The sequence below is a fragment of the Bacillus nitratireducens genome (genome assembly GCF_001884135.1).
Lineage (GTDB): Bacteria > Bacillota > Bacilli > Bacillales > Bacillaceae_G > Bacillus_A > Bacillus_A nitratireducens.
In genome coordinates, this window is record NZ_MAOC01000085.1 from 1 (window position 1) to 25,210 (window position 25,210).

The 25,210-nt window shown below is 36.5% G+C and carries 27 protein-coding genes; 21 read left to right on the plus strand and 6 right to left on the minus strand.

Annotated features, from left to right (window positions below; genetic code table 11):
• The 8 genes from BAU23_RS22980 to uvrC all read left to right on the plus strand — a co-directional run.
• Positions 1 to 507 (plus strand): BclA C-terminal domain-containing protein (locus BAU23_RS22980; protein ID WP_420913057.1); only part of this gene is annotated, 507 nt, incomplete at its 5' end.
• A gap of 193 nt (positions 508 to 700) precedes the next feature.
• A complete protein-coding gene (locus tag BAU23_RS22985; protein ID WP_000414750.1) occupies positions 701 to 2,386 on the plus strand; it encodes a long-chain-fatty-acid--CoA ligase in 1,686 nt (561 codons plus the stop codon).
• 106 nt (positions 2,387 to 2,492) lie between these two features.
• Positions 2,493 to 3,080, plus strand: coding sequence for a TetR/AcrR family transcriptional regulator (locus tag BAU23_RS22990; protein ID WP_000742219.1), 588 nt, complete (start codon positions 2,493 to 2,495; stop codon positions 3,078 to 3,080).
• Positions 3,081 to 3,091: 11 nt separating this feature from the next.
• Complete coding sequence (locus tag BAU23_RS22995) at positions 3,092 to 3,868, plus strand: enoyl-CoA hydratase (protein WP_002088868.1); 777 nt, start codon at positions 3,092 to 3,094, stop codon at positions 3,866 to 3,868.
• Positions 3,869 to 3,946: 78 nt separating this feature from the next.
• Positions 3,947 to 4,720, plus strand: a complete 774-nt coding sequence (etfB, locus tag BAU23_RS23000) for an electron transfer flavoprotein subunit beta (protein ID WP_071735201.1) — start codon at positions 3,947 to 3,949, stop codon at positions 4,718 to 4,720.
• A 36-nt stretch (positions 4,721 to 4,756) separates the two neighbouring features.
• A complete protein-coding gene (etfA, locus tag BAU23_RS23005) occupies positions 4,757 to 5,734 on the plus strand; it encodes an electron transfer flavoprotein subunit alpha (RefSeq protein ID WP_000101965.1) in 978 nt (325 codons plus the stop codon).
• Between the two features lie 211 nt (positions 5,735 to 5,945).
• Positions 5,946 to 6,260: a thioredoxin gene (gene trxA, locus BAU23_RS23010; RefSeq protein ID WP_001018940.1), complete on the plus strand. Its 315-nt coding sequence runs from the start codon at positions 5,946 to 5,948 to the stop codon at positions 6,258 to 6,260.
• A 148-nt stretch (positions 6,261 to 6,408) separates the two neighbouring features.
• The gene (gene uvrC / locus BAU23_RS23015; RefSeq protein WP_000544288.1) at positions 6,409 to 8,193 is read left to right on the plus strand and encodes an excinuclease ABC subunit C; all 1,785 of its coding nucleotides are present in this window, start codon (positions 6,409 to 6,411) and stop codon (positions 8,191 to 8,193) included.
• 115 nt (positions 8,194 to 8,308) lie between these two features.
• Here uvrC and BAU23_RS23020 read toward each other — a convergent pair whose 3' ends face one another.
• Positions 8,309 to 8,758, minus strand: coding sequence for a YslB family protein (locus BAU23_RS23020; RefSeq protein ID WP_000042217.1), 450 nt, complete (start codon positions 8,756 to 8,758; stop codon positions 8,309 to 8,311).
• Between the two features lie 299 nt (positions 8,759 to 9,057).
• Here BAU23_RS23020 and sdhC point away from each other — a divergent pair, with 299 nt between their 5' ends.
• From sdhC to BAU23_RS23040, 4 genes are all read left to right on the plus strand, one after another.
• A complete protein-coding gene (sdhC, locus tag BAU23_RS23025; protein ID WP_000678357.1) occupies positions 9,058 to 9,684 on the plus strand; it encodes a succinate dehydrogenase cytochrome B558 in 627 nt (208 codons plus the stop codon).
• A gap of 13 nt (positions 9,685 to 9,697) precedes the next feature.
• Positions 9,698 to 11,491, plus strand: a complete 1,794-nt coding sequence (gene sdhA, locus BAU23_RS23030) for a succinate dehydrogenase flavoprotein subunit (RefSeq protein ID WP_071735202.1) — start codon at positions 9,698 to 9,700, stop codon at positions 11,489 to 11,491.
• Positions 11,484 to 12,245: a succinate dehydrogenase iron-sulfur subunit gene (gene sdhB, locus BAU23_RS23035; protein WP_001291830.1), complete on the plus strand. Its 762-nt coding sequence runs from the start codon at positions 11,484 to 11,486 to the stop codon at positions 12,243 to 12,245. Before sdhA ends, sdhB begins: the two co-directional genes overlap by 8 nt.
• Positions 12,246 to 12,338: 93 nt before the next feature.
• Positions 12,339 to 12,785, plus strand: a complete 447-nt coding sequence (locus tag BAU23_RS23040; RefSeq protein WP_071735203.1) for an acyl-CoA thioesterase — start codon at positions 12,339 to 12,341, stop codon at positions 12,783 to 12,785.
• Between the two features lie 39 nt (positions 12,786 to 12,824).
• Here the strand turns inward: BAU23_RS23040 and BAU23_RS23045 are convergent, their stop codons facing one another.
• Complete coding sequence (locus BAU23_RS23045) at positions 12,825 to 13,604, minus strand: M15 family metallopeptidase (RefSeq protein ID WP_071735205.1); 780 nt, start codon at positions 13,602 to 13,604, stop codon at positions 12,825 to 12,827.
• A 274-nt stretch (positions 13,605 to 13,878) separates the two neighbouring features.
• Here BAU23_RS23045 and motA point away from each other — a divergent pair, with 274 nt between their 5' ends.
• Together motA and motB are read left to right on the plus strand one after the other, a co-directional pair.
• The gene (motA, locus tag BAU23_RS23050) at positions 13,879 to 14,673 is read left to right on the plus strand and encodes a flagellar motor stator protein MotA (RefSeq protein ID WP_000344849.1); all 795 of its coding nucleotides are present in this window, start codon (positions 13,879 to 13,881) and stop codon (positions 14,671 to 14,673) included.
• Complete coding sequence (motB, locus tag BAU23_RS23055) at positions 14,663 to 15,451, plus strand: flagellar motor protein MotB (protein WP_071735207.1); 789 nt, start codon at positions 14,663 to 14,665, stop codon at positions 15,449 to 15,451. The genes motA and motB overlap by 11 nt, the downstream gene beginning before the upstream one ends.
• A 26-nt stretch (positions 15,452 to 15,477) precedes the next feature.
• Here motB and BAU23_RS23060 read toward each other — a convergent pair whose 3' ends face one another.
• Positions 15,478 to 16,305: a 5'-nucleotidase, lipoprotein e(P4) family gene (locus BAU23_RS23060; RefSeq protein ID WP_000782762.1), complete on the minus strand. Its 828-nt coding sequence runs from the start codon at positions 16,303 to 16,305 to the stop codon at positions 15,478 to 15,480.
• A 260-nt stretch (positions 16,306 to 16,565) separates the two neighbouring features.
• On the opposite strand from BAU23_RS23060, the gene BAU23_RS23065 reads away from it, so the two are divergent.
• From BAU23_RS23065 to BAU23_RS23075, 3 genes are all read left to right on the plus strand, one after another.
• On the plus strand, positions 16,566 to 17,450 hold the full coding sequence (locus BAU23_RS23065) for an ABC transporter ATP-binding protein (RefSeq protein ID WP_071735209.1): 885 nt from the start codon (positions 16,566 to 16,568) through the stop codon (positions 17,448 to 17,450).
• 2 nt (positions 17,451 to 17,452) lie between these two features.
• Positions 17,453 to 18,679: an ABC transporter permease gene (locus BAU23_RS23070; protein WP_001224958.1), complete on the plus strand. Its 1,227-nt coding sequence runs from the start codon at positions 17,453 to 17,455 to the stop codon at positions 18,677 to 18,679.
• 118 nt (positions 18,680 to 18,797) lie between these two features.
• Complete coding sequence (locus tag BAU23_RS23075) at positions 18,798 to 19,229, plus strand: Rrf2 family transcriptional regulator (protein ID WP_000512996.1); 432 nt, start codon at positions 18,798 to 18,800, stop codon at positions 19,227 to 19,229.
• 59 nt (positions 19,230 to 19,288) lie between these two features.
• Here the strand turns inward: BAU23_RS23075 and BAU23_RS23080 are convergent, their stop codons facing one another.
• On the minus strand, positions 19,289 to 19,954 hold the full coding sequence (locus tag BAU23_RS23080; RefSeq protein ID WP_071735211.1) for an MIP/aquaporin family protein: 666 nt from the start codon (positions 19,952 to 19,954) through the stop codon (positions 19,289 to 19,291).
• 142 nt (positions 19,955 to 20,096) lie between these two features.
• Complete coding sequence (locus tag BAU23_RS23085; RefSeq protein WP_001201661.1) at positions 20,097 to 21,062, minus strand: DMT family transporter; 966 nt, start codon at positions 21,060 to 21,062, stop codon at positions 20,097 to 20,099.
• 100 nt (positions 21,063 to 21,162) lie between these two features.
• On the opposite strand from BAU23_RS23085, the gene BAU23_RS23090 reads away from it, so the two are divergent.
• Positions 21,163 to 21,735, plus strand: a complete 573-nt coding sequence (locus BAU23_RS23090; protein ID WP_071735213.1) for a helix-turn-helix domain-containing protein — start codon at positions 21,163 to 21,165, stop codon at positions 21,733 to 21,735.
• A 68-nt stretch (positions 21,736 to 21,803) separates the two neighbouring features.
• Here BAU23_RS23090 and BAU23_RS23095 read toward each other — a convergent pair whose 3' ends face one another.
• A complete protein-coding gene (locus BAU23_RS23095; RefSeq protein WP_000044338.1) occupies positions 21,804 to 21,989 on the minus strand; it encodes a PspC domain-containing protein in 186 nt (61 codons plus the stop codon).
• Positions 21,990 to 22,178: 189 nt separating this feature from the next.
• Here BAU23_RS23095 and BAU23_RS23100 point away from each other — a divergent pair, with 189 nt between their 5' ends.
• The 3 genes from BAU23_RS23100 to gerE all read left to right on the plus strand — a co-directional run bounded on the left by BAU23_RS23100 (position 22,179) and on the right by gerE (position 25,204).
• Positions 22,179 to 23,420 (plus strand): amidohydrolase family protein, encoded by a 1,242-nt coding sequence (locus BAU23_RS23100; RefSeq protein ID WP_016130297.1) that lies wholly within the window; start codon positions 22,179 to 22,181, stop codon positions 23,418 to 23,420.
• Positions 23,421 to 23,518: 98 nt separating this feature from the next.
• A complete protein-coding gene (locus tag BAU23_RS23105) occupies positions 23,519 to 24,814 on the plus strand; it encodes a purine/pyrimidine permease (protein WP_000697132.1) in 1,296 nt (431 codons plus the stop codon).
• A 165-nt stretch (positions 24,815 to 24,979) separates the two neighbouring features.
• Positions 24,980 to 25,204 carry a spore germination transcription factor GerE gene (gerE, locus tag BAU23_RS23110; RefSeq protein WP_000659484.1) on the plus strand — a complete coding sequence of 75 codons (225 nt, stop codon included), beginning with the start codon at positions 24,980 to 24,982 and terminating at the stop codon, positions 25,202 to 25,204.
• Positions 25,205 to 25,210 lie beyond the last annotated feature (6 nt).

Genomic DNA, 25,210 nt, shown 5'->3' on the forward strand with positions numbered 1-25,210 from the left:
GGTCCAACAGGAGCAACAGGAGCAACAGGAGTAACGGGAGCAACGGGAGCAACAGGAGCGACAGGAGATACAGGAGCAACGGGAGTAACAGGTACAAGTATAACTGCGACTTATGCATTTGCGAATAATACATCGGGTACGGCAATATCAGTATTACTCGGTGGGACAAATGTCCCACTTCCAAATAATCAGAATATCGGTCCAGGAATTACAGTTTCGGGAGGGAACACAGTATTTACGGCCGCAAATGCGGGGAATTATTATATTTCATATACAATTAATATAACAGCTTCATTATTAGTTAGTTCGCGAATTACAATTAATGGGGCACCGCTTGCTGGGACTATCAACTCTCCTGCGTTAGCAACGACTTCATTTAGTGCAACGATTATTACGACTCTTGCAGCGGGGAGTGCAATTAGTTTACAGTTGTTTGGATTGTTAGCTGTTGCAACATTATCAACGACTACACCTGGTGCAGTTTTAACGATTATAAGATTAAGCTAATTAACGATAACTCTCTTATTCTTTTAAAATTAAGAGAGTTTATACATATAATAAGAAGTTAATGAAGTAAAGCATAGTTATATGAAAGTCAGAATATTATGATTGTAACGCTGTTCTGACTATAATATAATGAAAACAATCATCATGAATGAACATTCATTTATTTTAACAAGTATTGGAAGGGGGAATGAGAGTGGAAAAACCTTGGTTGCAGAGTTATCCAGAGGAAATCCCAGGGACGATTTCATATGATATTCAGCCACTTCATGGATATTTAGAGAAAATGGCTTCTCGTTATCCAGAAAAGAAAGCGCTTCACTTTTTAGGTAAAGATGTTACATTTTCAGATTTCCATGACAAGGTGAAGAAATTTGCAAATTACCTTCAAAGGCTTGGTGTTGAAAAAGGTGATAGAGTTGCGATTATGCTACCAAATTGTCCGCAATCTGTAATAGGTTATTATGGTACATTGCTTGCGGGGGGAATTGTCGTACAAACGAATCCTCTTTATACAGAAAGAGAGCTTGAGTATCAACTTCATGACTCAGGGGCAAAAGTTATTCTTTGTCTTGATTTGGTGTTTCCTAGAGTTACTAACGTTCAAAAGGCTACAAGGCTTGAGCACATTATCGTAACTCGTATTGCAGATTTTTTACCTTTCCCTAAAAATTTACTTTATCCATTTGTACAAAAAAAGCAAACAAATCTTGTTGTGAATGTGTCGGAAAGCGAAACAATTCATCTATGGAAATCAGTAGAAAGGGAAAGTAATGCTGGTGTTGAAGTTCCCTGTGATCCTGAAAACGATCTGGCTCTTTTGCAGTATACAGGTGGAACGACAGGATTTCCAAAAGGGGTTATGTTAACGCATAAAAATCTCGTTTCGAACACTTTAATGGGAGCGCATTGGTTATATAATTGTAAAGAAGGAGAAGAAGTGATTCTTGGTGTTCTTCCGTTTTTTCATGTGTACGGCATGACAGCTGTAATGAATTTGAGTATTATGCAAGGATATAAAATGGTTCTTATTCCAAAGTTTGATATGAAAATGGTTTTTGAAGCAATTAAGAAGCATAAAGTTACACTATTTCCAGGAGCACCAACTATTTATATTGCTCTTTTAAATAGCCCTCTTTTAAAAGAATACGATATTTCGTCTATTCAGGCTTGTATTAGTGGCTCTGCACCACTTCCGGTAGAAGTACAGGAAGAATTTGAGAGAGTTACAGGTGGTAAATTAGTAGAAGGTTATGGATTAACGGAGTCATCACCAGTTACACATGGGAATTTCTTGTGGGAAAAACGTGTGCCAGGAAGTATTGGTGTGCCATGGCCGGATACGGAGGCAATCATTATGTCACTTGAAACAGGAGAGGCATTACCTCCAGGTGAAATTGGTGAAATTGTTGTAAAGGGTCCGCAAATCATGAAAGGCTATTGGAATAAACCGGAGGAAACGGCAGCAGTACTGCAAGATGGCTGGCTCCATACAGGTGATGTAGGATACATGGATGAGGATGGATTTTTCTATGTGAAAGATCGTAAGAAAGATATGATTGTTGCTAGTGGTTTTAACGTATACCCTCGTGAAGTAGAAGAGGTATTATATGAATGTGAAAAGGTGCAAGAAGTAGTAACAATCGGTGTTCCTGATCCGTATCGAGGAGAAACTGTAAAAGCTTTTGTTGTTTTGAAAGAAGGCGCCGAATGTACTGAAGAAGAATTAGATCAGTTTGCACGTAAATATTTAGCAGCTTACAAAGTTCCGAAAGTATATGAGTTTCGAAGTGAGTTGCCAAAGACGACAGTCGGAAAAATTTTACGTCGTGTCCTAATAGATGAAGAGAAGAGAAAGAATGAGGATGAGCAAACGGGCTAAGGCCCTTTCTTTTTGAAAAAATAGGATTGACACTTTTCTAAATAGTCAGTATTATAAGAATATGAATGACTATTCATTCAGTCATCTTCTTGAAGGGGACAGTAAAGTGAAGAAAAATAGACCGAAATACAATCAAATTATTGATGCAGCAGTCATTGTGATTGCGGAGAATGGATACCATCAAGCGCAAGTTTCTAAAATTGCAAAGCAAGCTGGGGTAGCTGATGGCACGATTTATTTATATTTTAAAAATAAAGAAGATATATTAATATCCTTATTCCAAGAGAAGATGGGAGAATTTGTTGAAACAATTCGTCAAAAAACAGCAGGAATTGAAAGCGCTGTAGCGAAGTTATTCATGTTGGTAGAAACGCACTTCTTGCTGTTGTCGCAAAATGATCCTCTTGCTATTGTTACGCAATTAGAGCTAAGACAGTCCAATCAAGACTTGCGCCTTAAAATAAATGAAGTATTAAAGGGCTACTTACAAGTTATGGATGAGATTTTAGAAACAGGTATAAAGCAAGGTGAATTCCAGGCGGATTTAAATGTTCGCGTGGCAAGACAAATGATCTTTGGAACAGTGGATGAAGTTGTGACCAATTGGGTAATGAGCGATCATAAGTATGATCTGGTCGCACTTTCGAAAACGGTACATGGGCTACTTAGTGCAGCTTGTGGTTATCGTCAATAATGGGAGGGATCATGTTGAAATTCCTATCTGTAAAAGTTGAAGACCATATTGCGGTGGCGACGCTAAATCATGCGCCAGCTAATGCAATGTCTTCACAAGTTATGCATGACGTTACTGAATTAATCGATCAAGTGGAAAAGGATGATAACATTCGTGTTGTTGTTCTACATGGTGAAGGGCGTTTCTTCTCAGCGGGAGCAGATATTAAAGAATTTACATCTGTTACTGAAGCGAAGCAAGCGACAGAATTAGCACAGCTTGGACAAGTTACGTTTGAGCGTGTTGAAAAATGTTCAAAACCAGTTATTGCGGCAATTCATGGAGCGGCACTTGGCGGCGGCCTGGAGTTTGCTATGTCTTGCCACATGCGCTTTGTAACTGAAAGTACAAAGCTTGGTTTACCTGAATTAACACTTGGATTAATTCCTGGTTTTGCAGGTACACAGCGTTTACCGCGTTATGTTGGTAAAGCGAAAGCTTGTGAAATGATGTTAACAAGTACACCAATTACTGGTGCAGAAGCATTACAATGGGGGCTTGTTAACGGGGTATTTTCTGAGGAATCTATTTTAGAAGATACGCTTAAAATTGCAAAACAGATTGCTGGAAAAAGTCCAGCAACAACTCGTGCTGTGCTAGAGTTATTACAAACGACAAAATCTTCTCATTATTATGAAGGTGTACAGCGTGAATCACAGATTTTTGGTGAAGTGTTTACGAGTGAAGATGGAAGAGAAGGTGTAGCAGCGTTTTTAGAAAAACGTAAGCCTTCATTTAGTGGTAGGTAGTCCAATTATTTTTTTAATATAAATTAACAGAATTTTAAAATTGATAGAATCTTTCTGAAAAACAAGGGGGTAAATGGAATGAACATCTACGTACTCATGAAACGAACATTTGATACAGAAGAAAAAATCGTAATTAAAAACGGTGCAATTTATGATGGCGAAGCGGAATTCATCATCAACCCTTACGACGAATATGCGATTGAAGAAGCAATTCAAGTAAGAGATGCACAAGGTGGAGAGGTTACTGTTGTAACAGTTGGTGGCGAGGATAGTGAGAAAGAACTTCGTACGGCGTTAGCGATGGGCTGCGATAAAGCGGTATTAATCAATATTGAAGATGATGTTGAAAATGGTGATCAGTTCACGACAGCAAAAGTACTTGCTGAATATTTAAAAGATAAAGAAGTAGATTTAATTTTAGGCGGGAACGTTGCAATTGACGGTGCATCTGGACAAGTTGGTCCACGCGTGGCTGAAGCGTTAAACATTCCATACGTAACGACAATTACAAAGCTTGAAATTGACGGTACAAATGTGAAGATTGAACGTGATGTTGAAGGAGATACAGAAGTAATTGAAACATCATTACCAGTTTTAGTAACAGCACAACAAGGTTTAAATGAACCGCGTTATCCATCACTTCCAGGTATTATGAAAGCGAAGAAAAAGCCACTAGAAGAAGTAGAATTAGATGATTTAGATTTAGAAGAAGTTGATGTGGAAGCAAAAACAAAAACAATTGAAATCTATTTGCCTCCGAAGAAAGATGCAGGAAAAGTGTTACAAGGCGAGCTGCAAGATCAAGTAAAAGAACTTGTATCGTTGCTCCATACAGAAGCGAAAGTAATCTAATAAAATACGAAATTATATATGCAGGAGGGAAAATCTATGGCTCGTAAAGTATTAGTAATGGGTGAAGTTCGTGATGGATCGCTACGTAACGTTTCATTTGAAGCGGTAGCAGCAGCAAAAACAATTGCAGAAGGCGGTGAAGTGGTAGGTCTTCTAGTTGGAGACAGCGTTGCCTCTTTTGCAAATGAATTGATTCATTACGGTGCAGATCGCGTTGTGACAGTTGAAAATGATAAATTAAAATCATATACGTCTGATGGTTATGCGCAAGCGTTTTTAGCTGTATATGCTGAAGAAAATCCAGAAGGTATTGTATTTGGACATACAGCACTTGGTAAAGATTTATCACCAAAATTAGCAGCGAAGCTTGAAGCTGGTTTAGTTTCTGACGTAACTGCTTTAGAAGTTGAAGGTGGAAATGTTATCTTCACTCGTCCAATTTACTCTGGTAAAGCGTTCGAGAAGAAGATTGTAACAGACGGTATATTATTTGCGACAGTACGTCCAAATAACATTGCAACTCTTGAAAAAGATGAGTCTCGCAGCGGTGATGTATCTTCTATTACAGTTGATGTAAAAGATTTACGTACAATCATTCAAGATGTCGTCCGTAAAACTGCAGAAGGTGTTGATCTTTCTGAAGCGAAAGTTATTATTGCAGGTGGACGCGGTGTGAAGAGTGAAGAAGGATTTAAACCATTAAAAGAGTTAGCTGACGTGCTAGGCGGCGCTGTTGGGGCATCTCGTGGTGCTTGTGACGCTGAGTATTGTGATTACTCATTACAAATCGGTCAAACTGGTAAAGTTGTTACGCCAGACCTATACATTGCGTGCGGTATCTCTGGTGCGATTCAGCATTTAGCTGGTATGTCTAACTCAAAAATAATTGTTGCGATTAATAAAGATCCAGAAGCAAGTATCTTCAAAGTAGCTGACTATGGTATTGTTGGTGACCTATTTGAAGTTGTACCTCTTTTAACAGAAGAATTTAAAAAGTTAAAAGTACATTCATGATTTGATTACCCTTGAGTTCTAAGTGAAGTACCCCTATATATAGAAAAAGGTGAGGGATCCCCTGTCTCTCACCTTTTTAGTATTTAATCCATATTTTTATATAGTATAAAGGAACATTTTTTTGTTACAATACATAACGATACATAATATTCGCCACGTATATAAGTTAATGTTATACTCTTGGTAGAATATACTTGAAGGAGGAAATAAAATGGCAATTGTAAATGCAAATGACCAAAGCTTCGCAGCTGAAACTGGCGAAGGTGTTGTATTATTAGATTTCTGGGCACCTTGGTGTGGACCTTGTAAAATGATCGCTCCTGTATTAGAAGAAATCGATGCAGAGTTAGGCGAGAAAGTAAAAGTAGTAAAAGTAGACGTTGATGAGAACCAAGAAACTGCTCGTCAATTCGAAGTAATGAGTATTCCAGCTCTTTTCGTATTAAAAGACGGTAAAGTAGTTGATCAAGCGTTAGGTTATAAACCGAAAGAAGCGTTAGTAGAATTAGTTGCTAAACACTTCTAAAATAAAGAAGCTACCATTTGGTAGCTTTTTTTATTTTCTTTTTTATAACCTTTCCGTTACAATAAAAGAACGTATGTTGGGTGTTTTGGCATAGTATGTTTTCATGTGAAAATAAAAATGCTAAGCATGTAGAAATGGAGGGTGACGAGTGCACGAACATTTGAAAGAGAAGTTGGCTATTTTACCAGATCAACCTGGTTGTTATTTAATGAAAGATAAGCAAGGAACGGTTATATATGTCGGTAAGGCAAAAGTACTAAAAAATCGTGTGCGCTCGTACTTTACTGGTTCGCATGATGGGAAAACCCTTCGACTTGTAGGAGAAATTGTTGACTTTGAATATATCGTAACCTCCTCAAATTTGGAGGCTCTTATTTTAGAGTTAAATTTAATTAAAAAATATGATCCAAAATATAATATTCAATTAAAAGATGATAAAACATATCCTTTCATTAAAATTACAGCTGAAAAACAGCCGCGCTTACTCATTACGCGAAATGTAAAAAAGGATAAAGGAAAGTATTTTGGTCCTTATCCAAATGCGCAATCAGCTCATGAAACAAAGAAATTATTAGATCGTATGTATCCGCTTCGTAAATGCTCAAATATGCCAGATAAAGTTTGCTTATATTATCATATGGGCCAATGTTTAGCACCTTGTGTGAAAGAAGTAACGGAAGAACAAAACAAAGAAATTGTAGATGAAATTATTAAGTTTTTAAATGGTGGACATAAAGAAGTTCGATCAGAATTAGAAACAAAGATGTATGAGGCTTCAGAGAAACTAGAATTTGAACGGGCGAAAGAGTTGCGCGATCAAATTGCTCATATTGATGCAATTATGGAAAAACAAAAAATGATTATGAGTGATTTAGTGGATCGTGACGTGTTTGGATATGCGGTTGATAAAGGATGGATGTGTGTTCAAGTTTTCTTTGTTAGAAAAGGAAAGTTAATTGAGCGTGATGTTTCTATGTTTCCAATATATGATGAACCAGAAGAGGGATTTTTAACGTTTATCGGTCAATTTTATGAAAACAGTAGTCACTTTAAACCGAAGGAAATTGTCGTTCCAGGAAGTATAGATTCAGAATTAGTAGAGCGCTTTTTAGAAGTTGAAGCGACACAGCCGAAACGTGGTAAGAAAAAAGACCTTGTAGAATTAGCAAATAAAAACGCAAAAATTGCACTAGAAGAGAAATTTTACTTAATTGAACGTGATGAAGAGCGGACGGTTAAAGCCATTGATAATTTAGGGAAGCAGCTTGGCATTGAAACCCCATATCGTATTGAAGCGTTTGATAACTCGAATATTCAAGGGACAAATCCCGTTTCCGCAATGATTGCTTTTATCGATGGGAAACCAGCAAAGAAAGAATATCGGAAATATAAAATTAAAACTGTTCAAGGTCCTGATGATTACGAATCTATGAGGGAAGTTGTAAGACGCCGTTATACGAGGGCGCTTAAAGAGAATTTACCTTTACCAGATTTAATCATTATTGATGGTGGAAAAGGCCACCTGGCCGCTACGAGTGATGTTCTGGAGAATGAACTCGGATTATATATTCCAATGGCAGGACTTGTAAAAGATGACAAACATAAAACATCACATTTAATCATTGGAGATCCGCCTGAACCTGTGATGCTTGAGAGGAATAGCCAAGAATTTTATTTATTGCAACGCATTCAAGATGAAGTGCATAGATTTGCAATTACATTCCATCGCCAGTTGCACGGGAAATCGATCATTCAATCAGCGTTGGATGATATTCCAGGAATCGGCGATAAACGAAAAAAGGTATTGTTAAAACATTTTGGCTCGTTAAAAAAGATGAAAGAAGCTTCCATAGCTGAATTTGTCGAAGCAGGTATGCCGAAAAATGTTGCAGAGACGATATATACTTATTTAACAGATAAGAAGACGTTGTAGTTTACAACGTCTTCTGTTTTTTGGTATAATTTCTGAAGATTTAAAATAAACTCATCTGAATGAATATACAAAAAAGTCAACTAAACTTATCTGTCTAGTTGACTGTAGGTAGATGCTACACTTCAATGAGATCTTTAATATCCCATTTAACAAGAAATGTAATAGAGTCTGAACGTTTCTTTTGTTCTTCGTAGGACTCTGCAACGACGTTTCTTTGTCTTTGAATTTGCTCGGCGATAAATCCAGCTTCTAATTGATAAGAAGAATGTCTCTTTTGTTTTTGACGCTCAGTAATAAGTGTACCCTTAAGTTGGAATTGCATTTCACGACGTTTATGTTCAACGATGCTTAAAGTGCCCCAACCAGCTTTTTCAAAAAACTGAATGACTTCTTCAATTGTTTCTAGCGGATATTTTCTTGCAAGGTTTCTGCCGGACCAGTATAAAATACCGTCTAAATCGTTACCAATTAAATCAGTTAGTAATTCTTCACGTAGCAATTCATAAGCGAAGGCGTTCAATGAAACATCTTCTAAAGATGTTATATCGATTGTATTTTTGCTCACAATATTCCCCTCTTTCTATAGGGATTATTATATAACATTTTTCATTTATAAAAACAGATTTTTCTTTAGGGAAATCTGAATATCTAAGAAGAAAAAAAGAATTGGCAAATTATATGCAAATTATGTATACGTTTTCTTGACGCTTCGACAAAAATAGGGGTAAAATGAACTTGTTATCAAATTATGCTGAAATATTTCGAATAATTTTTTCAGTTTTTCTTATGCCAATAGTGAAAAAACATTATTGTTGTAAATTAATCTGAAAACAGCAGTCAAACATTCAAGGGGGTAATGGGGACATGAAAGGCCGCGAGTATACGTTTCGTAAGTGGCACTCATTAATGGGGGTCATCCCGGTTGGTGTCTTTTTGACGCAACATCTAATTGTAAACAACTTTGCAACAAGAGGAGCAGAGGCTTTTAACAAAGCTGCAGGCTTTATGGAGCTCCTTCCATTCCGGTATGCGCTAGAAATTTTCATCATCTTTTTACCTATACTGTACCATGCTATATATGGCTTATATATTGCATTTACAGCTAAGAACAATGCGGTATCTTACGGTTATTTCCGTAACTGGATGTTCGTCTTCCAACGAATTTCAGGTATCGTTACGCTGATCTTCATTTCTTGGCACGTCTGGGAAACTCGTATTCAAGCAATGTTAGGTAAAGAGGTAAACTATGATATGATGGCAGATATTTTAAACAACCCATTTATGTTTGGTTTCTATTTAGTTGGTGTTGTTTCAACAATTTTCCACTTTGCAAATGGACTATGGACATTCTGCATAAGCTGGGGAATTACAGTATCTCCACGTTCACAAAGAATCTCTACTTATGTAACATTAGCTATTTTCTTAGGTCTATCTTATGTAGGTGTGAGTGCATTATTAGCGTTCATCGATCCACAGCTAGCAAACCAGTAAGGAGTGGGAGAGCATGAAAGGGAAACTTATAGTAGTCGGCGGTGGCTTGGCCGGCTTAATGGCAACGATTAAAGCGGCAGAAGCAGGAGTAAATGTTGAACTATTTTCTTTAGTACCAGTAAAACGTTCACATTCTGTATGTGCCCAAGGTGGAATTAACGGTGCCGTAAATACAAAAGGTGAAGGGGATTCTCCATGGATCCACTTTGACGATACAATTTATGGTGGGGACTTCTTAGCGAACCAACCGCCAGTTAAAGCGATGTGTGAAGCAGCACCAGGTATTATTCATTTAATGGACCGCATGGGTGTTATGTTCAACCGTACGGAAGAAGGACTTCTTGATTTTCGTCGCTTTGGTGGAACACAACATCACCGTACAGCATTTGCTGGCGCAACAACTGGTCAACAATTACTATATGCATTAGATGAGCAAGTACGTCGTCATGAAGTAGCAGGACTTGTAACGAAATACGAAGGTTGGGATTTCTTACGAGCTGTTGTTGATGATGAAGGTGTGTGCCGAGGAATCGTCGCACAAGACTTACAAACTATGGAGATTAAAAGTTTCCAAGCTGATGCCGTGATTATGGCAACAGGGGGCCCTGGTATCATCTTTGGAAAATCAACTAACTCTATTATCAATACAGGTACAGCAGCATCTGCTGTATATCAACAAGGTGCATATTATGCGAACGGTGAGTTCATTCAAATCCATCCAACGGCAATTCCTGGAGACGATAAGTTACGTCTTATGAGTGAATCTGCACGTGGTGAAGGTGGGCGTGTTTGGACATATAAAGATGGTAAGCCATGGTACTTCTTAGAAGAAAAATATCCAGCTTACGGAAACCTTGTACCTCGTGATATTGCAACGCGTGAAATCTTTGATGTTTGCGTAGAGCAAAAACTAGGTATTAACGGTGAAAACATGGTATATCTAGATCTTTCTCATAAAGATCCGAAAGAGCTAGATATTAAACTTGGTGGAATTATTGAAATCTATGAGAAGTTTACAGGTGATGATCCTCGTAAACTACCAATGAAAATCTTCCCAGCGGTTCACTATTCAATGGGCGGACTATGGGTTGATTACAAACAGATGACAAGTATTCCAGGTTTATTTGCAGCAGGTGAGTGTGATTATTCTATGCACGGTGGTAACCGCCTTGGTGCGAACTCACTATTATCAGCAATTTACGGTGGTATGGTAGCAGGACCAAACGCAATTGAGTATATGAAAGGTCTTTCTAAATCATCTGATGCTGTTTCATCTACTGTATATGAGCAAAATGAATTAATCGAAACAGAGAAATTTAACAATATTTTAACGCTTGATGGTAATGAAAATGCATATGTTCTTCATAAAGAGCTTGGAGAATGGATGACAGATAACGTTACAGTAGTTCGTGAAAATAAAAAATTACTAGAAACAGATGCAAAAATTGAAGAGTTAATGGCTCGTTACAAACGTATTAACATTAACGATACTGCAAGATGGAGCAACCAAGGTGCTTCGTTTACACGCCAACTTGCAAATATGTTTGAGTTAGCACGTGTTATTACAATTGGGGCATATAACCGTAATGAAAGCCGCGGAGCTCATTACAAACCAGAATTCACAAATCGTGATGATGCAAACTTCTTAAAAACTACGATGGCGAAATTTGAAGGAGAAGGAAATGCACCAGCATTCCATTACGAAGAAGTGGATGTTTCATTAATTAAACCACGTAAACGTGACTATTCTTCAAAACACGATGTAGCTGCTAAGGATGAAGAGAAGGGGGATAAACAACATGTCTGAGAAAACAATCCGCCTCATCATTACGAGACAAGATGGACCAGATGCACAAGAATTTGACCAAGAGTTTGAAATTCCGTATCGTCCAAATATGAATATTATTTCAGCGTTGATGGAAATTCGTCGTAATCCTGTTGATTCAAAAGGGAACCAAACGACTCCGATTGCATGGGATATGAACTGTTTAGAGGAAGTATGTGGTGCTTGTTCGATGGTGATTAACGGAAAACCACGTCAATCATGTACAGCTCTTATTGACCAGTTAGAACAACCAATTCGCTTAAAGCCGATGAAGACATTCCCAGTTGTACGTGACTTACAAGTTGATCGTAGCCGTATGTTTAACGCGTTAAAACGTGTTAAAGCTTGGATTCCAATCGATGGTACGTATGACCTAGGACCAGGACCAAGGATGCCAGAGAAAAAGCGCCAATGGGCATATGAACTTTCAAAATGTATGACATGTGGTGTTTGCTTAGAGTCATGTCCGAACGTAAACAGTAAATCTGATTTTATTGGACCAGCACCACTTTCACAAGCGCGTTTATTTAACTCGCATCCAACTGGTGAAATGCATAAAGCAGATCGCTTACGTGCAATTATGGGTGATGGAGGACTTGCAAACTGTGGTAACTCTCAAAACTGTGTGCAATCATGTCCGAAAGGTATTCCATTAACAACTTCAATTGCAGCATTAAACCGTGATACAACAATTCAATCGTTCAAAGATTTCTTTGGTAGCGACAATAACTATTAATAAATATTGCCTCTTCATGTTGAAGAGGCAATATTTATAACTTTATTTTTCTGTTTATTCTGTTTATTTTAAGAGCGAAAAGGAGAGGTAGCAATGAAGAGGATTTCTTATATTGAAGACTTTGAGCAATGGGAAAGTGGTTTTTCATTTTATAATCCTGTCAAAGTTCGTTTTGGTGAAGTAGATATGTTTGGGCATGTAAATAATGTCGTTGCTTTTACGTATTTTGAAGAAGCACGTATCGCATTGTTTAAAGAACTTGGATTTATGCAAGAATGGACACATGAATCATCAGAGACGATGATAGTCGTCGCAGATCTACAATGCAATTTTATTAAACAACTTTATTTTGATGAGCAGTTGAAAGTATATGTAAAGGCAGGAAAGGTTGGAAATTCCTCATTAGATTTACACTACATGGTCAAAAATACAGAAGGGGAAGTTTGTTTAGTTGGACGCGGTATGATGGTGCAAGCATCGAAGAAAACGGGAAGAGGCGAACCATGGCCTGAAGAATGGAAGGAGAAATTACTACAATAATAGAAGAGAAGACAAAAAATAAGAGAGCAAATCGCTCTCTTATTTTTTGTCTTCCATCGCTTCTTCTAATGTTAAATGATGCTTATATATGTATGTGGCATATGGATTACCAACGTAGCGTAAGTGCCACGGTTCGTATGAATACTCTGTCGTCTTCGTTTTATCCTCAAAATAACGAATGACAAATCCGAATTCATGGGCATGTTTTGCGACCCATTTTCCTTCTGCTGTCTCTCCGAAGATTGGTTCTAATTGAAATTTAGCAGATTTTGAGCTAATATCCATTGCTAGACCGGTTTGATGTTCACTTGTTCCAGGAATTGCACTGACTGAATTAGCTTCAGCTTTCCCTTGGCGTCTAACGTATGTATCATGCAATGATTTTTGGCGTTTGTATGAACGATAACCAGATACAGCTGTAAGTTCAAGTCCTTCTTTCTTTGCTGATTTGAACATATTTTCAAGCGCGTCTGCAGCATCTTTGCGTAGTAGTGTTTTTTCTTTATCTTTTGGACTAGTAAACGGTACGTTTGGTCTTGTTAAGTCTTCAGGTATGTATCCGTCTGGTAGTTTTCGATGTTTATTAACTAAGACAAGATTAGACTTTGGATTTGTTACAACTGAAAAATTATTGTCTAGTTTCTTTGCATTATTATTAGCTTTTGGAAAAGCAGGAATCTCTTCTTTTTGATGGTTACTATGTTTTTGACTTTCGACAGCCTTCGCCTCGTTTTGTAGTGGTGATTTAGAACCAAAGTAAGCGAAAGATGTGATACCGATTACAATAGTAGCGGCAGAAACAATTATTATCTTTTTCATAATGCCTTGTAATCACAGTCCTTTCTTAATAAAATATGTATCGTTTTTATTATAAGTCTAGTTTATTGAAAAAGAAATGTAAGAGTCATAACGTAATAGAAATGCAAAGAAAATGTCGTAAAATGTCAGAAAATGTGTGAAATTGTAGTATTTTTTCATATAATTCATTTCTTATCTTTCATGAAATTAATTTATTGTGTAATATATACATATAAGAAGATGTAACGATTATAAAGAATAAAGGACTTCTTGTATAGACTAGGAGTGAATGGGAATGGATTTTGCAACAATTATTGGAATCATTTTAGGAGTAGTGGCGGTAGTAGTAGGAATGGTCGTCAAGGGTGCTGACATAATGGCCTTACTGAATCCTGCCGCGGCACTAATTATTTTTGTCGGTACATTTGCTGCAGTATGTATTGCATTTCCGATGAATCAACTAAAAAGATTTCCAAAATTATTTAAAGTTCTTTTTGGTTCAAATAAAAAAGATTTAAGCCATGAACAGTTACTAGAGTTATTTGTTCATTGGACTTCTGAGAGTAGAAAATACGGTATTTTGTCTTTAGAACAACAATTAGATAAAATCGAAGACGAGTTTCTTTTACGTGGTATGAAATTTGTGATTGATGGCGTATCCGCAGAAGATTTAGAACAAATTTTAGAAGCTGAATTAGAAGCAATTGAAGAAAGGCATGCAAAAGGAGCGGCAATTTTTTCTCAAGCTGGTACATATGCACCGACATTAGGGGTTTTAGGTGCTGTTATTGGTCTTGTAGCTGCACTTGGAAATTTAACTGATATTGAAAAGTTAGGACATGCTATTTCAGGTGCATTTATTGCAACGATTTTCGGTATCTTTTCAGGTTACGTGTTATGGCATCCATTTGCAAATAAATTAAAGCAAAAGTCTGCCGCTGAATTAGAGAAGAAACGTTTAATTATTGATTGTTTATTAATGTTACAAGAAGGTACATATCCATTTATTATGAAAAACCGCATTTTAGGTGCGCTTTCTGCAACTGAGCGTAAAAAGCTAGAAAAAGGAGCGGAAAAAAATGCGGAGTAGGAAGAATAGAAGAAGTAAAAAGAAAAAGCATGAAGAACATATTGATGAAACGTGGTTAATTCCGTATGCTGATATGCTAACGCTATTGTTTGCATTGTTTATAGTTTTATTTGCAATGAGTAGTATAGATGCTGCGAAATTTAAACAGATGGCAGTAGCTTTTCATAGTGAACTAGCAGGTGGAACAGGAAATAAAGAGTTTTTAAGTGATCAAAAGCCAAATGATGAAAAAGAATTATCAGCAAGTAGCCTTGAGGTGGAACAAGCAAAAAAACAAGAAGAAGCTAGAGCCGAAGAAAAAAAAGAAATGGCTGAGTTAAAAGCATTACAAAAAAAGATTGATCAATATATTAATGAGAACCAATTATCCTCTGCTTTCCAAACCAAATTAACTGAAAAGGGATTAATGGTGACAATACTAGAGAATGTGCTGTTTGATTCGGGGAAAGCCGATGTGAAATTAGAATCTTTAGGGATTGCAAAAGAGCTGTCTAACTTGCTTGTTTCAGCGTCACCTCGTGAAATTACAGTATCTGGTCATACGGATAATGTCCCGATTGCCAATGCGCAGTTTGCATCGAATTGGGAATTAAGTACGCAGCGTGCAGTTAATTTTATGCAGGTATTACTCCAAAATAAAGAATTACAACCAGAAAAATTTAGTACAATTGGTTATGGAGAATACCGTTCAATTGCTCCGAACGATACACAAGAAGGAAAGGCAAAGAATAGACGTGTGGAAGTGTTTATCTTGCCTTTAACAGAGAATGGAAAATAAAAGAGGATGGCGAAAGCCATCCTCTTTTATTTTCCATCAAATGATTTTAAGTTGTCGCGACGGATTTTATCTTTTTCTGCATCTGATTTTTTGAAATTATAGTCATATAAAGCGCCTTCCCAATCACCGTACATTGGATTAGGGAAAATGATGAATTTCTCACCAAATTGTGCTTTTGATTCTTCCACTGTTTGATTACGATCGTTTACAGATTTTCCATCAAAACCAGTGAAATCAGATAAGTTATCGCCGAAGAATAAAACAATATCATGTGTTTGAGAAACGAGTTCACGGCGTTTTTCTTTTCCTTTTTCTTTCGGGTCTTGTAGTAATATATGTTCTTTCGTTGCTTGAGGAGCACCTACGCGCTCAAGGTTTTTAATAGTTGCATCTAGTTGGTTCGTTTTACGATTTGAGATGTAGTAAATATCTACACCTTTAGACTCTGTATATTTTAAGAAATCAATTGCGCCTGGAAGGGCTTCAGCTTCAGCCTTATTAATCCAATCGTCCCATTTGTAAGGATAGCCTTTTCCTGTTTTTACGCTCATAGCTTGATGAGGACTGTTATCTAAAACAGTTTCATCTAAATCAAGTACGATAGCAGGTTTTTTTTCTGTGCCTTTTGCAAGAGCTGCATCAAGCTTCAATTGACCGATATTGTACCCTTGGTAGTAAAGTGCTTTCGTTTCACCAGCTGTTTGATACCATAAATCAGCCATTAATTGCTGTTCTGTTAATTTTACTTTTTCTTCTTTTGCCACTGTTTTCTCTGGTGTTCCTGAACATGCTACAAGCGATGTAGATAGAACCGCTACAGATAATAAAGTGGTAATACCCCTCTTCATCTTCATATGTATCCTCCTTGATGTTAGAAAATCATCTTATATTATATATTAAAATATAAAAATTTTTTTATGAACATTTGCATATTGTCTTTTGTATATATAGTAGTTTGTCCTATAGTAGATAAGGTGAATAAAAAAGATGTGATAAACAGTAAGTAGTTGAAGAAAAGGAATGTATGTAAGAAGATGGAATAAGGTTACTATATGTTGTTTTAAACAATCATATTATGAAAGTGAGAATGCTATTGAAGGGGAGGATATATACATTGAGTTTACAAATTCAAAACTTAACAAAAATATTCGGAGAATCTAAAGCAGTTAATGGTTTGCAAATCTCGTTACCGAAAGGTGAAGTGTTAGGGTTACTTGGCCGAAATGGTGCAGGGAAAACAACGACAATTAAAATGTTACTGGGTTTATTAACGCCAAATGAAGGTTCTATTACGTGGGATGGAAAATCATTTGGTGATAGCGGGGTAACAATTGGATATTTACCAGAAGAAAGAGGACTATATGCAAAAAGTAGAGTAATAGATCAGTTGCGATATTTTGGTAGATTAGAAGGAATGACGAAAAAAGAAGTAGATCTTGCAATTGATCACTGGTTAGAGCGCTTAGCAATCCCAGAATATAAATTCAAAACAGCAGGAGAACTTTCGAAAGGGAACCAGCAAAAAATTCAATTGATTGCTGCTCTTCTTCATGATCCAGAACTTCTTATTTTGGATGAACCATTTAGCGGACTTGATCCAGTTAATGCTGGAATGTTGGCTAGTATTATTGGAGAACAAGTACAGAGCGGGAAGACAATTATTTTATCTAGTCACCGTATGGAGCAAGTAGAGGCTTTTTGCCAACATGTATGTATTTTAAAAAAAGGTGAAGCAGTCGTAGAAGGACAATTAAGTGATATTAAGAAAGAATACGGTTTTCGTAATTTAACAATCGAAGATACAAAAGAGAATGAAAAAGGATTAGAAGCTATACATGTTCCATATGAAAAACAACAAGGCCTTCTTTATGTGAAAGTACAAGGTGATGCAGAAGCTCTAAAGATTTTGCAACAATTGCAAGAACAAGGTGTTGGTTTACGACAATTTAAAATGTTAGAGCCGACGTTAAACGAAATCTTTGTAGAGAGGGCGAAATAAAGATGCGTAAATTTTCTCATGTATTTTCATTTTATTTTAAAGAAGCATTTTTATCTAAAAAATCATTAATTACGAGTGCGATTTTATTTTTAGTGGTGTTTGGGATTTTTGCATTTAATCATTTTACTTCAGGTGATGATAAAAATAAGGATAAAGATAAAATTGCAGTTGTAGTAGAGAGCTCCACATACAAAGTACAAAAAGAAGAGCTAAATAAGCTATTGCCATCAGCAAAAATAACGGTTGGTTCAAAGGATGATTTTGATAAACTGCATAAGCAAGTAGAAGAAGGCGATTTAGATGGTCTATTCCATGTGACGGAAAAGGATGGGGCTCCAGCGGTTACATATATGTATAATGGATTTCCAAGCCAAGCAACTTCTGCAATTATGGCAGGCTATTTAAAACAACAATATACGATGGTGACGATTGCAAAAAATAATGTTTCACCAGAAATTGCGCAGCAATTACAAGCAGAAATTCAAGTGAAGCAAGAAGCGATAAAAGATCGTACATCTTCTTTCGGAATTGCGTATTTCTTTACATTTGCTTTGTATATGTTTATTGTAGCTTTCGGAAATACAATCGCAATGAATATTGCATCTGAAAAGGCGTCACGTGTAATGGAAGTAATGCTTCCGAAAGTAAAGCCACTTACGATGATGTATGCGAAAATTTTAGCGGTTGTTTCAACGGCGTTATTGCAACTTGTAATATTAGCGTGTGGTTACCTTATTCCTTATTTGCTAGGTTGGGTCGATTTAGAAAGTGCCTCATTATTTGGTGTTCCAATTGACTTTACAAAATTAGATGCAAAGGTTATAAGCATGTTTCTTGTCTATTTCATTACGGGATATTTACTTTATGCGATGATGTACGCTGCGGCTGGAGCTGTTGTGTCTAAGACGGAGGATTTACAAGCCGTATCTTTCCCGGTAATGATTTTGATCATGGCTGCATTCTTCATTAGTATTAAATCATTAAGTGATCCGAATAGTACCATTGTTGTTGTAAGTTCGTATGTTCCGTTTTTCACACCGATGGTCACCTTCTCTCGGATTGTAGCCGGTGAAGCAGGTATGTTAGAGATTACGATAACATTAGTAGTATTATTGGCGACAATTGGTATATTAAATGCTGTTACAAGTCGTATCTATGTAAACGGAGTAATGAATTACTCAGACAAAGTGAAATTCAAAGATTTAGCGAAATTTATAAAGCGTCAATAAGGAGAGAAAAGCATGGTTTTCTAATGGAATCATGCTTTTTCTTTATGTATAAATTAAAAATAGTATATAATGATAAGAGTCGTCTTTTAATAGAATGAATAAAAAGGAGGGTGTGCAGATGGGAATTAGTAGTCGTTTTACAGTAGGTGTTCATATGTTAACGTTACTTGCGATAGATCGAAACTCTCGCTGTACCTCTGAATGGATTGCTGGTAGTGTGAATACAAATCCAGTTGTGATTCGTCGCATTACAGGAATGTTGAAGAGAGCAGGACTTGTTGATGTACAAGCTGGTAAAGGTGGTACGACACTTGCTCGTGATTTAGAAGAAATTACATTACTTGATGTATATAAAGCAGTGGAAGTTGTAGAAGAAGGACATCTATTTTCCTTCCATGAAAATCCCAACATTGAATGTCCAGTAGGAGCTAATATTCAATCAGTATTAGAAATTATTTTAATGCAAGCGCAAGAAGCGATGGAAAACGTACTTGCAAATGTAACGGTAGAGCAATTAGTTACAAATTTAAAATCGAAAATTAAAGAATAAAAAAGCGAGCATCCTCATAGTGAGGGCTCGCCTTTTTTTATTCAGAAATATTGAAAATTCTATTTTTCAGTATTTAAAATGAATTTACCAACAATAGCTGCTACGATACCACCAAGAATTGGTGCAACGATGAATACCCATAGTTGAGAAAGTACTTCTCCGCCAGCGAATAAAGCTGGTGCGATACTACGAGCCGGGTTAACAGATGTTCCAGTTAAAGGAATACCTAATAAGTGAACTAAAACTAATGTAAAACCAATTACTAATCCAGCTAGAGAAGAACTTCCTTTTTTACCTGTTACAGCAACGATAACTAAAATGAATACGAAAGTTAAAATGAATTCAACTAGAAATGCTCCAGATAAACCAAGAGTTCCAAAACCATTTTGTCCTAAATTATCTAAAGGTGTTTTAGCAGAGCGTAAAATTGTTACTAACGTTGCAGTTCCTAATAAACCACCTAAAATTTGAGCTAATACATAATAACAAAGTTCCATAGCGTTCATTCTTTTGTTGATGAACATAGCTACTGATACCGCTGGGTTAATGTGACATCCAGAAATTGTTCCGATGCTATATGCCATAGCCACAATAGATAGACCGAAAGCCATAGCGATTCCTAATGTTCCAATTCCTTCAATTCCGCCACCAATGACAGCTACTCCAGTTCCGAATAATACAAGTACAAATGTACCAATAAATTCAGCGATTGCTTTTTTTAACATAATTTACCTCCTAATATTGCGCATGAAACGTATTATAACATAGGTTTTAGTATAAACAGCTAATGAAATACTATTCTGATAAGGCGAAATAGGGGGACAATAAAAATAGATATGGTTCTATGAAGAAGAACCATATCTATTTTTATGCCGATTTTTTTTGCTTAATAACTGGAACAGAACGGTTTAAAACGCTATTTACGACCATTCCTAACATGATAATAATCATCCCAATCAGTGACAGACCACTAGGGAATGAACCATTTAAGAAAATAATCTCACCAAGCACGGTAAAGACCATCGTTCCAGCTTGTGTTGCTTCAACAGCTCCAAGTAAAGCAAGATTGTCTTTTGCTAAATCAGTAGCAAAGAAAAATGTCATCGTCGCAATAACTCCAGAACATAGTGCTAACAAAAATCCTTGAAGCATTTGAGTTGATGATGGAATACCAGTAGTGGAAAATCCGTATATACCAAGTAAAAGCGTTATAGGAAGACTTCCAATTGCCATTCCTAATACACGTTGGAATGTATCAAGGCGCCCACCAACAAGTTCCATCATTTTTCGGTTGCCGAAGGGATATAAGAAAGCTGCTAAAACGACAGGTAAAAAGCCTGAAATGAACTGATTCATTGTAATGTGGCCTGCTGCAGTCGCTTGCATACAAATTACACCAAGTAAAATAAATAAAGCGACGTATAAACTGCGTAGTGGAATTTTTCCACGTACAAGTTTTGTACCTGATTGCGTTTCTATTTTAATGAAAAATAATGGTGATAAAAGCAAACCTGCTAATATAGTAACTTGCCAAGTTCCAGCAACGAGCCAAGCTGGAGAGAAGACAGCGGCGAAACTTAATAAAGAATAGAAACCAATCCCTGCAACGGAACCCCATCCGATCCATGCAAATGGATGTTTCTTTAACTCTACCCATAACCCCCTTAAGTTTTTGCGAAATAAAACGATAAGGAATAAAATAGGGAGAGCAAATAAAAAGCGGAAGGAAGCTGTCCAAGCCCAGCTTGTTCCAGATACATTCATCGCTCTATTAATAATAAAAGTTGCAGAAAAGAAGGCGGATGATAAAAGGCCTAATAATATTGCACGCATGAAGTGTAACACTCCTTTCGGAATTAAATAATTATGTATAGTATGATATACTTTAAATTAATAAAAGTAAACTATTTTATATTTTAAGGTGGTTTTATAGATGAAAGAAAATGAGGACATACAAACAAAAGAAGTGATTCAGCAAGTAGGTCAGTTATTACGACAAATTCGAAATGAACAAAAACTAAGTTTAGAAGAATTAGCCCAAAAGACGGGTGTGAGTAAATTAACGCTGGGAAAAATCGAAAGAGGAGAAACGAATCCGACGTTAGCTGTCATTTGGAAAATAACAAAAGGGTTATCAATTCCTTTATCGAGATTGATGGTTGTTGGAGAGCCAGTAGCTGTTGCGCGCTGCGGAGAAGGGTTTGCAGTAGATGTAGGACAAGCATGGCACTTAGAAACGATGTTCCGTTACACGAAAGAAACGGGGATGGAAATGCACCGAGCATGTTTGAGAGCGAATAGTATATATGAACCTGAAGCTCATCATGAAGGAGCAATTGAGCTTGTAACAGTAATGAAAGGGAAAGTTTCGATTCAAGTTAAGAACGATGTGTACGAGCTTAATGAGTTTGATTCCATCCAATTTGAAGCGAATAAGAAACATAGTTATAAAAATCAAGAGGATGAAGTGGCGGTATTACATTTAACGATGAAATATTCTTCATGAAAAAATCACCTATAGAATTCTATAGGTGATTTTTTATATGCTCTTCTTAAGTATATGAAGTGATGCCATTAGTACGAACGTGGCATAAGTAATAAACAAATAAAATAAACTAAAAATCCCGTCCCAAAACATAAAACAGCAATGACCCAAAGTATGCGAATGAGAGTAGAGCTAATATCAAAATATTCTCCTAAACCACCACATATACCAAATACCATTTTATCAGTTTCGGATTTACATAATCTTTTTGACATATAACGATCAACTCCTTTTTTATATGAAGCTACATACTTTTATTCTATATGGAAATTTATGAGAAGACTATGAGGTTGTATTACATTTTTTTAGAGAAACGATCATATTAATTGTCTTAATTTTCAGCTGATATTAAAATTATAGTAAGAGGTATGAGGCGATTTTTAATAAAGGGTGGGGAAATAGAGATGACAGTATATTGGTTGACTAATGTAATGGTTGAATCAAGGTATGCATATGAAGAAGGGGAAATTTCACGAACAGAAACAGAATTATGTAGTTTACTCATTGAAGATGGACGAATTAAAAAAATTATAGAAGGGATTGTTCAAGAGGAAGGGGTGGTAACTCTTGATGCCAATCGCTTATTAATTTTACCGTCCTTCGAAGAGATGCATATTCATATTGATAAAACATATTATAGTGGGCCTTGGAAAGCTTGTATGCCAGCAGAAAATATTTTCACACGTTTTAATGAAGAAAAAAGGATTTTGCCAAAGCAATTAGCAACTGCTCAAGACAGGGCGGAAAATATGCTAGAGTTATTGCTTCGAAATGGTGCAACGAATATTAGAACGCATTGTAATGTGGATCCGGTTATTGGACTTCGTAATTTAGAGGCAACGTTAGCGGCATTAGAAACATATAAAAATCGATTGTCTGGTAGAATAGTTGCATTTCCGCAACATGGATTATTGCGCAGTAATTCTGTACAACTTGTAAAAGATGCGATGCGTATGGGTGCGAATCTAGTCGGTGGAGTGGATCCAGCTACAGTGGATAATGATATCGAAAAATCATTACATACAATTATGGATATCGCAGTAGAATTTAATGCGGATGTTGATCTTCATTTGCATGATGCGAATAATCTGGGGACGTTTACGATGAAGAGGTTGGCAAGTCTAACAGAAGAAGCTGGATGGCAAGGGCGTGTAACAATTAGTCATGCGCTTGGACTTGGTGGTGTTACGGATAAAGAAGCTGAAGAAGTGGCAGAAAGACTAGCAGCCTTGAAGATTGATATTACTTCAACCGTGCCAATTGGTAAACAAGTAATCCCAATTCCGTTATTAGATAAAAAAGGTGTTAAAGTTTCATTAGGAAATGATAGTATTACAGATCATTGGTCGCCGTTTGGAACTGGCGATATGCTTCAAAAGGCAAATCGATTAGCAGAGCGTTTTGGATGGAGTGACGAAAGGTCTTTAGGAAAAGCCCTTCGCTTTATTACGGGAGGAAAAGAAACGTTAAACAATGAAGGGAAGCGAGCATGGCCGAATGTAGGAGATGAAGCGAGTTTTATTTTGACGAATGCAACATGTACAGCTGAAGCGGTAGCGCGTCAAACAGAGAAGCGTTTAGTCGTGCATAAAGGAAATATTGTTGTTGGAAGCTTAAATGAGGTGGAATTAAATAATCTTGTGTAGAAGAATTGTTTAAATGCCTTGAGGAGAGTTCTAATTGAGAATATAGAACTCTTCTTTTTTGTTATTACAATATATTTTTTATAGGAAAGCTAGAAGGGATGAAAATTTTGGATAATCAACATAACCAAAATCATATTATGGGAACTTTGCAATGGTTTATTTTTTTATTAGCAAACTCAATCGCACTACCAATTGTCGTTGGCGGATTATTTCATCTTACGACGGAAGAAGTGTTTTATTTAATGCAACGTACGTTTTTCGTAGTTGGTATATCTTCTTTTTTACAAGGATGGCTTGGACATAAACTGCCTATTGCGGATGGACCAGCTGGATCTTGGGTTGGTGTATTTACCGTACTTGCTTATGCTACCGTAGGGCAGGATCAATTACATAGTACATTGCAAATTTTAGAATTAGGAATGATAATCTCCGGTGTTATTTTAATAGGATTAGGTGTAACTGGTTTTATAGGACGTATTTTATTTTTATTTACGCCAGTTGTGACAGGAACGTTTTTACTTTTATTATGTTTACAATTAAGTGGTGTATTTTTAAAAGGAATGCTAGGAATTACAGCTACTATTTCTCAAATCGATGGATTTACAGCGATAATTGCGTTTAGTATATTTTTGTTCGTTATTATACTATCTAATTTTGGAAAAGGTTTTGTCAAAAGTTATGCAGTTTTAATAGGATTAATTAGCGGGTGGATTATTTTTCTTATTGCAGGAAAAGTGACGATTCCATCTCAAGTAACTCATTTTGTGCAACTTCCACATATATTTGCTTGGGGACTTCCAAAATGGAATACAGGTATGGCTGTATCAAGTTTCGTTATGGTATGTATTTTAGTTTCTAATACAGTGGCAGCTATTATAGCGATCAATCAAGCTACCATTCAAAAAGGGACCATTGAACAGAAACAGTTGAAGGATGGTACGTGGGTTGGAGGGATTTCACATATCATTTCTTCTGTATTTTCAACTGTAGGTGTCGTTCCGTTACCAGCGACGGCAGGATTTATACGCTTAACAAAACAAAAATATATACGATCGTTCTTAATGGCATGTGCGTTACTAGTCATAATGTCTCTTTTTCCAAGTATTATTCGTTACTTAGCGTCTTTACCATCCGCTGTCGCATCTGCAGTTTTAATGGCTTCGTTCGTACAGTTAATTGGAATTGGATTTAATAATATAAAACAAGTGGAGCTCAGCGAAAGGAATGTAACGATTTTAGGAGTTGCAGTATTATTTGGCAGCGGCGTTATGTTTTTACCGTCTGGAGCACTCCAATCATTGCCGTCTGTTATGCAATATATATTCGGGAATGGTTTATTTGTAGGTACAGTTGTAAGTATATTGCTAGAACAAATATGGCGTACTGGAAAGTAAGTGGATAAAAAGAGTATCCGCACTGTATAAAAGTCTAAAATAACATAGGAAATAAAGCCCATTTTCATTCACCACCTGCACATTTCGTTCATACAATATCTTGACTAAATAAACACCCAACTTACACATATACAGCTCTGGCTTAAGCAAGGAGGGTTATACCAGTTGAAGGAAAAAGCGTATCAATCTAAACCGTTACTCACAAAGAGAGAAAGAGAAGTATTTGAATTACTCGTTCAAGATAAAACGACGAAGGAAATTGCAGGTGAACTTTTTATAAGTGAAAAAACAGTACGCAATCACATTTCAAATGCAATGCAAAAGCTAGGAGTTAAAGGACGTTCACAAGCAGTTGTTGAGCTTCTTCGTATGGGAGAGCTCGAGCTATAAAAAGAA